The sequence below is a fragment of the Kitasatospora sp. NPDC091257 genome (assembly GCF_044757675.1).
In the GTDB taxonomy this organism is placed as follows: Bacteria; Actinomycetota; Actinomycetes; order Streptomycetales; family Streptomycetaceae; genus Kitasatospora; species Kitasatospora lactacystinica.
This window is the reverse complement of record NZ_JBIVVI010000414.1, coordinates 1-6,845: the sequence shown is the minus strand read 5'-3', so window position 1 is coordinate 6,845 and position 6,845 is coordinate 1. Positions and strand designations below refer to the sequence as shown.

General features: G+C 67.9%; 7 protein-coding genes and 3 pseudogenes. 2 read left to right on the top strand and 8 right to left on the bottom strand.

The window, feature by feature from the left end; genetic code table 11:
• Nucleotides 1-84: pseudogene (locus ACIQOV_RS20110) on the top strand (transposase); the annotation flags it as partial.
• A gap of 357 nt (nucleotides 85-441) precedes the next feature.
• On the opposite strand, the gene ACIQOV_RS20105 reads toward ACIQOV_RS20110, so the two are convergent.
• The 8 genes and pseudogenes from ACIQOV_RS20105 to ACIQOV_RS20070 all read right to left on the bottom strand — a co-directional run bounded on the left by ACIQOV_RS20105 (nucleotide 442) and on the right by ACIQOV_RS20070 (nucleotide 6,325).
• On the bottom strand, nucleotides 442-1,071 hold the full coding sequence (locus tag ACIQOV_RS20105; RefSeq protein ID WP_331768653.1) for a Fic family protein: 630 nt from the start codon (nucleotides 1,069-1,071) through the stop codon (nucleotides 442-444).
• Nucleotides 1,061-1,708, bottom strand: a complete 648-nt coding sequence (locus ACIQOV_RS20100) for a hypothetical protein (protein ID WP_401050199.1) — start codon at nucleotides 1,706-1,708, stop codon at nucleotides 1,061-1,063. Before ACIQOV_RS20100 ends, ACIQOV_RS20105 begins: the two co-directional genes overlap by 11 nt.
• Before the next feature lie 45 nt (nucleotides 1,709-1,753).
• Nucleotides 1,754-1,876, bottom strand: a complete 123-nt coding sequence (locus ACIQOV_RS20095) for a hypothetical protein (protein WP_331768651.1) — start codon at nucleotides 1,874-1,876, stop codon at nucleotides 1,754-1,756.
• Nucleotides 1,877-1,926: 50 nt separating this feature from the next.
• On the bottom strand, nucleotides 1,927-2,154 hold the full coding sequence (locus ACIQOV_RS20090) for a hypothetical protein (RefSeq protein WP_331768650.1): 228 nt from the start codon (nucleotides 2,152-2,154) through the stop codon (nucleotides 1,927-1,929).
• A pseudogene (locus ACIQOV_RS20085) lies at nucleotides 2,151-3,005 on the bottom strand (IS5 family transposase). Before ACIQOV_RS20085 ends, ACIQOV_RS20090 begins: the two are co-directional and overlap by 4 nt.
• Nucleotides 3,006-3,107: 102 nt before the next feature.
• Nucleotides 3,108-3,992 carry a 3-oxoacyl-ACP synthase III family protein gene (locus tag ACIQOV_RS20080; RefSeq protein WP_401050195.1) on the bottom strand — a complete coding sequence of 295 codons (885 nt, stop codon included), beginning with the start codon at nucleotides 3,990-3,992 and terminating at the stop codon, nucleotides 3,108-3,110.
• Between the two features lie 658 nt (nucleotides 3,993-4,650).
• Nucleotides 4,651-5,676, bottom strand: a complete 1,026-nt coding sequence (locus ACIQOV_RS20075) for a hypothetical protein (protein WP_331768648.1) — start codon at nucleotides 5,674-5,676, stop codon at nucleotides 4,651-4,653.
• A gap of 151 nt (nucleotides 5,677-5,827) precedes the next feature.
• On the bottom strand, nucleotides 5,828-6,325 hold the full coding sequence (locus ACIQOV_RS20070; RefSeq protein ID WP_331768647.1) for a hypothetical protein: 498 nt from the start codon (nucleotides 6,323-6,325) through the stop codon (nucleotides 5,828-5,830).
• Between the two features lie 118 nt (nucleotides 6,326-6,443).
• Here ACIQOV_RS20070 and ACIQOV_RS20065 point away from each other — a divergent pair.
• Nucleotides 6,444-6,752: pseudogene (locus tag ACIQOV_RS20065) on the top strand (transposase); the annotation flags it as partial.
• Nucleotides 6,753-6,845: the final 93 nt, after the last annotated feature.

Sequence of the window (6,845 nt, the reverse complement as noted above, 5' to 3'; positions counted from 1 at the left end):
ATCCGCCGCTACATCATCTGGCGGAACAAGCACGCCGCCGACGAACGCCTACGCGCAGTCGTCGCCAGGGCCAACGTTGCCTGATGCGGCACTAGGGCACGGCCCCGCGTGGGTGAGGCCCACCGCGGACCCGCGTCCAATTCCTCCGGACAGGTCGCGCCGAACGGCCGACTGGTCTGGAAACGGGACTCAGAGGGCGTTAAGTCCGTTTCTGGTAGCGGCCGCGTCCCGGTTGGTCGAGGAGTCCCTGGCGAACGAGTCGTCCCAGGCGGGAGCGGGTGACGTTGATCGAGGGCTCGTCGGTGGGCAGCCCGAGGAGTTCGTGCAGGTCACGGACCTGGAATACCCGTCCGGGATGATCGTTTGTCGGCGTACACGGGTAAATGCTCAGCCGCGTACTGCTGAACGTGCTCGCCCATTCGCTTCAGCGGGGGCCTTTTCTCACCGCGCGGTCGCCCGACGGTGGGTGGCGCGGATCAGTACGGCGACCAGAGCCGCCAGGTCGTGGGCGCCGTCCGGGTCATCCGCGTAGCGGGTGGTCTGCAGCGGCCCCACTTCGTCCAGGCGTACTCCTTCCGTTTCCAGGACGTGGGCGAGGACCAGTAGTGCCAGGCGGGCGTTGCCGTCCGGGTAGGGGTGGAAGAAGGCGATGTCCAGGTACGCTCTGGCCGCGCGGGCGGGCAGAGGGACCGACGGGTCGGCGCTCTGGTACAGGCAGGCGGCGAAGTCCTGCCAAGTATGGGGCGTCAGCCCGTATCGCTCCCGGCCTTCCTTGGCGAAGGCGTCGCTCTGACGCAGACGCACCTCGTCCACACCGAGGACCAGCTGCTGCCAGCCGGTGAGCAGGGCCGGGGTTAACGGTTCTCCCCGTGACGCCGCGGCGCGGGACAGGGCCATCGCGGCAAGCAGCCGGCCGGCGCGGTCCGGGTCGCGGCGGCGGACCGGACCGTCGAACCAGGCGGCGAGTCCGTCCACGACCGGGCGCACCGGGGCCGGGCGCACGCTCGCGGCCGAGGACCAGTCGACCTGCTCCCTGACCTTGCACCACACGGCCAGCGAGTCATCGCTCACGGTAGAAACCCCGGCCGGTCAGGCGGATCGCCAGATCCTCTCCCACCGTGTCGACCAGGGTCGGGGCGGGTGCAACGTGGCTCTTGAACCGACCGCCAATCGCGGCTTCCACCGCTTTCTGGGCCTCTTTCTGTCCCAGGCCCGTGGAGGTGAGGAACCAGGTCAGCGTCGTCTCGCAGATCCCGTACCAGGACGACTCGGCGTGGGTGCTGTTGACGACCGCAGTGACCAGGCGGGTCACCGCGCGTTCCAGATGCCAGCTGCGGTCCTCGGCGTCCGCGCCGGGAGGCGGTGCGAGTTGCTCGAACCGCTCGGCCATGTCCTCCAGCCAGTCACGCCACTCCAGCAGACAGGTCACGACGCGTTCGGCGGTCTCCTCCGCCTCCCCGACCGAGTGCGCATCGCAGCACCAGGCCTCGACCGGCCCACCGTAATGGGTCGAGTGATCCCATCCGCAGGCCCACCGGCCGTAACGGGACACCAGGAGCACGGTGACCTCGTCGATGAATCGAAAGCCCGCCATCCGCTCGGCACCAATGGGAGGCACCAGCGGAATGATCAGCGCCGTCAGCTGCGCCGCCTCATCCTCGTCCCAGTCGAAGGCGTGCCGGCTGGGCTCAGCGGCGGACCACGGCAAGTCCCAGGCTCGTTCGCGGTGAATGGACGTGGTGTACCCCCGAAGTCAGACATGACGGAACAACTGACCGATCATGCCGACCAGGTCGAGACCTGTCACCCCAATTTGATGACCACCGGCCTGCGTCTCCTGCCGCCCGGCTGCCTTCACCCAGCCGAGCACGTTCACGTGTACCCGCCTGAGCACTTACCCGCGTACGCCAACATCGTTGAAGGCGGTCACGATGCGCTGGTAGACGGTGGCTGGTGTCCCTCGGTAGCTTGTGTGGATTCGGTCAGGGCGAGCCCGTCGATGACCTTGCTGGCGGTGACGAGCTCGGCGAGGCGGGCCTCGGCCTCGGCCAGGGCCCTGGTGAGTTGCCCGATCTGTTCGCGCAGCCCGTCGGCTCGTGCGGCGGTCTCGTCGTGTTCGGTCTGCAGCAGCCGCAGGAGTTCGGTGACGTTCACGCGGCCAGCTCGACGCCGTCGCGCCAGGCGGGGCTGGGGGTGGTGAGGCGGCGGAGCATGCCGGCGGTGGAGGCCCAGTAGACGCGGGAGGCGGCGTTGTCCAGCCGGTGGTCGTAGTCGCGGGCGAGGCGCCGGTGGAGCATGAGGGTGCCGTTGACCTGCTCGACCACCCACCGCTTCGGTTGCGGGACGAAGCCCTTGCCCACGTCGTCTGGGTTGCGGCGGACCACCTCGACGGTGATGTCGTTCACCGCCCCGTGGATGATCACGGCGTCCTTGAAGCCCTGGTCGACCAGGGCCGTCTGCAGGCGCATCCCGCATCTCTCGGTTGCCTGGTCCAGCAGGGCGATGCCGGCCTCGTTGTCGTGCGCACTGGCGGCCAGGACCACCACGCCGAGTGATCAGGCCCAGCACGTCGACGGCCAGTCCCCGCTTCCTGCCGGGCGTCTTCTTGTTCGCGTCGAGTCCCGTCGTCTCCTTCGGCACCCCGCCGCCACGCGGACGGACTGGGCGTCGATGATCACCAGGGACGGGTCCTCTAATCGTCTGGCCCGCTCCCGCACCTGGCAGCGCAGGATCTCCTGGATCCGCGGGTCAAGGCCGCCCTGGCGTCAGAGGGTGAAGTAGTAGAACACCGCCGACCAGGCCGGGAAGTCGTGTGGCAGGAGCCGCCACTGGCAGCCAGTCCGGTTCTGGTACAGCAGCGCGTTCACGACCTCGCGCTGGTCGCAGGAGCCCGGGTCCCCGGTCGCCGAGCGCGACACCCGGTCCCGCTTCCAGGCGGTGACCAGCGGCTCGATCAAGGCCCACTGCCCGTCGGACAAGTCCGTTGAGTACGGCATCCGTTCCATGATCCCGACTCCATCATGCGCACGACACGAGAGTCAGTGTGAACGCCTATGTACCCCCGAACGGGCGACGCCAGATCATCCAGAAGCGGACTTAACGCCCTCTCAGTCCACGAAGTCGGCCTCGCCGCACCAGCGAAGGACCGATCCGGCCGTGGTCCATCCCGCTCCGAAAGCAGCCAGAAAGACCGTCGCGCCCGGGACAAGGAGTCCTGTGTCGACAGCACGGGCCGCCGTAAGCCCCACGGACGCCGACACCGTGTTGCCCAAGTCCTGGACCGTCGTACAGGATTTCTCCATCGGCACGTCCAGTCCGGACAGCACGTTCTCGATGAGCCGCAGGTTCGCCTGGTGAAGTAGCACCAGATCGGCCTGCCCGACAGCAATCCCGCTGCCGGCCTCCAGATCGCGGATCAGGGCAGGGACCCGGTTGGATGCGAACGCCTTGACCGCCTGGGCGTCCATGGTGAACCCGTGCAGGTCCTGGCTCGTCAAAGCCAGTCCCTCATAGCCCGCGGGATCGGTACGAGAGGACCCGTAGAGCAGGCCGGTGTCCTCCCGGCACTGCCGCAGCAGCCAGCAGCACGCCCCGTCGCTGAAGATCGTCGCGGCCAAGCCCTCACTCGGACCGATGTCGTCGAAGTCCATGAGGGCGCTGCTCGCCTCCGACTGCACGACAGCAACCGTTCCGGCGCCTGACCGGACAAGGCTCTCGCCGAGCTGCAGGACGCCCACCGCACCCGCGCACCCAGCACCGACCACGTCTACCGGAGCCATCCGCAGGTCCAATCCCACTTCAGCGATCAGGTCCGCCCCAAGGCCCGGCATCAACCGCCCAGGCGTCGTGGTGGAGGTCACCAGCGCATCGATCTCGCCCGGCGCGACGCCGGCCCTCTTGCAGGCATCCATCAGCGCCTGGGCAGCCATCGTCGTCACGTCCTCACCCGTATCGCAGTGACGCCGCCGCTCGATCCCGAGCCGCTCGCGCACCCACCCATCGGACAACCCGGTCGCCCGTTCCAGGGCAGCGTTCGGGACAACCCGATCGGGCACGTAGGACCCAATGCCAAGAATCCCTGCGTTCATCGTTGCTGACATCCCTTCATCACAGCGGCGCCGCCTGGACCTGTTGGAGGTCACCCAGCCCGGCTGGAGGTGGCAGTACCACATCCACCGCAGACCGAGTAGGCGAACACCGACCACCCCGGGGCCCTGTCCCAATCCTCATCGCACGGTAGGTCCGTGGCCCTCCCCGTCCCGTCCGGAACCTGTTCCGCGGACCTTCGATTGCTGCCCCGCGGAAGAGCTGACTCCAGGCTCCCGCCTCGCGGGACGCGATACCGGGCGCCGAACAACAGTGGGCGCTGCCGTCCGGCGTCATGATCGGCCGCGCCCCCACGCCAGCAAGTGCCGCTTCAACCCTGCGGACGCACTCGCGCGCATCGCACGCAGCTCCCAGGATCCTGCCCATGCTCTGCCCGACGGCGCTTCGGTCGATCCTGCCGACGCCGCTGAACGCAACCCAGCGCAGGCTTCCACCGGTACGAAGGCGCCGTCAGCGGGCGGGTGGCTCGTTCGTTTTGGGAGGCCACCGGGCGGTGCGGCTGCGGTGCCTGGGGTACGGGCGTGGATCCGGTCTTGGTCGCTGTCAGGAAGCAGGTTGGGCTTCCTGTGTCCAGTCGTGGTTCCGCAGTTTGTCGAGCTGGGCGACCTCGACGGTGAGGGCGGTCTTGGCCTTGGCGAAGTCCTCGGCGTGGGCGTTGATGAGAGTGTTCTGGCGGTCGGACTCGGCTGCGAACCAGATGCCGATCAGGTTGGTTTCGTGTTTGCAGGCGACATCGGTAAGGGCCTGGGCGATCTCTGCGGTACCGGGTGCGGGGTCGTCGAGCGAGGTCACGTTGTCGGTGGCGTGCAGGGGATCGGTGAGGTTGTAGCCTCGGGACTTCATGCAGGAGGACCAGGCGGCGACCGCGGTGACGACCTTGGGGTCGGTCTGGGATTCCGTGAACGTTTGCGCCTTGATCGCAGTAACGAGGCCTTCTCCCCCGCTGGCGGGTCCGCCGGGGCCGCCGGCGGCGGCGGGCATCAGTCGCTCCAACTCAGCGCCGCAGCCGTGCTCGGGCAGTGCCTTTCCTGCGAACTCGGGGGCTCGTGCTCCTGTCTTGGGGTCTGCGCCGGTGAGGACCGTCCGGGTCGTGTCCTTCATCTGCCCTATTGTCACAGGCGCGCTGTCCGGGCTGCCGTCACTGGCGTGGCCGGTAGTGGGGTTGTGGTATCCCCAGGCACGGGCGGTCTGCGTGTCCGCGACGCCGTACCGCCGGTTCAGCAGGCCATACATCTGGCTGTCGGAGGTCGGCTGCGGCACGACCGGGTAGTCCTGGCCGTAGCGTTTCATGCACGCGCCGGTGGCCGCCTGACGTACCCAGTCGTATTCGGTGGCCTGCTTCGGTGTCAGCATGTAGATCTCGATCGGCAGGTGCAGCCCCTCGACGCCGTTGGTGACAGTCGGCGTCGGCACGGGGTCAGACGGGGCCGGCTGCGAGCTGGCGCAGTTGGTGAGCGTGAGAACGGCGATCGAGAATGCCGCTGTCGTCCGGAGGGCGCGGCGGGTCCACGGATGTTCTGCCCCGGAGCCGGTATTGCCCGCCGCAGTCGTCGTGTGTGAGGTGGGCACGGTTCTCCACGTTGTAGGAAGGGCACCGCCGAGGACCGGCACGGGGTGGGACACGTGCCGGTCCTCGGCGGAGTTCGGGTAGCCAGCCGCGTGGTGTTCGGCCGGTCTTCGGCCTCTCGGCCGCTGCCTGCGCCCGGAGGGCGTTTGGCGGCTAGCAGTAGATGCCAGCCCACTCGTTCTTGTTCTTCACCGCCGAGGTGAGGTTGCCGCCGCGGTAGGGCGGAACCCAGTTCGCGTCCCCGAACGAGCCGTACTCCGTGAAGATGCCGAGGTTGCAGCCCGCGCTGTTCTCGACCGACGCTGCGTTGTGCCACGTCCGTTGTCCCGCCCCGCGCGAGCCGTAGGCGTCCGCCTGGAAGTATCCGTAGGGCGCGGCCATGCGGTCCTCCCGGTAGTTCGACTTGTAGACCGCGCCCTCGGCACCGGAGTTGTAGTAGAGGCACCAGAACGTGGGGTCGTCGCTGCCGGTGGTGCAGCGCCACGGGTCGCTGTAGGTGTTCCAGCCGCTGATCGTGGTGCTCGTGCTCGCGTGGGCGGCCGTGCTACCGGTGACCACACTGGTGGCGGCGACCGCCAGGGCGGCGGCGCCGAGAGCGATCTTGTGGGCCTTCGAGGTGGCGTAGGTGCTGTTGGAGGTGGCGATGGTCATGGTTGCTCCTTGTATGAGAGGGCGGAATGAGAGATTAAATCCGTTCTGTCGTCGCCTGAACGTGTGGCCTTGCCGCCTCCGGCAGATCGCGGGGCTGGCGCCGTGCTGAGGTGACTGCGTGAGTGACCGCAAGCCCTACAAGAGCGACTTATCCGACGAACGCTGGGCGCTGATCGAGCCGGTGATCACCTCGTGGAAGGTCCAGCATCCCTCGGTCAGCGGCCACGAAGGCCGCTACGAGATGCGGGAGATCGTCAACGCCCTGCTCTACCAGTCCCGGACCGGCTGCCAGTGGGACTACCTCCCACACGACCTTCCACCCGCCGGTGCGGTGAAGTACTACTTCTACACATGGCGCAATGACGGCACCGACCAGGTCATTCACGACCTGCTACGCTGGCAGGTCCGCGAGAAGAGGGGCCGATTAGGCCGCGTATTCGGTCGTGATCAATGGGTTCGGGTGAGGTCCTTGATCCAGATCATTGCGCCGCGGAGGTGAAGGCCGGCGAGGTAGCTTTCC

Bases quoted from the DNA above. Each gene is read 5' to 3' on its own strand.
- ACIQOV_RS20070 (WP_331768647.1), bottom strand. From the start codon at position 6,325: ATGACCATCGCCACCTCCAACAGCACCTACGCCACCTCGAAGGCCCAC.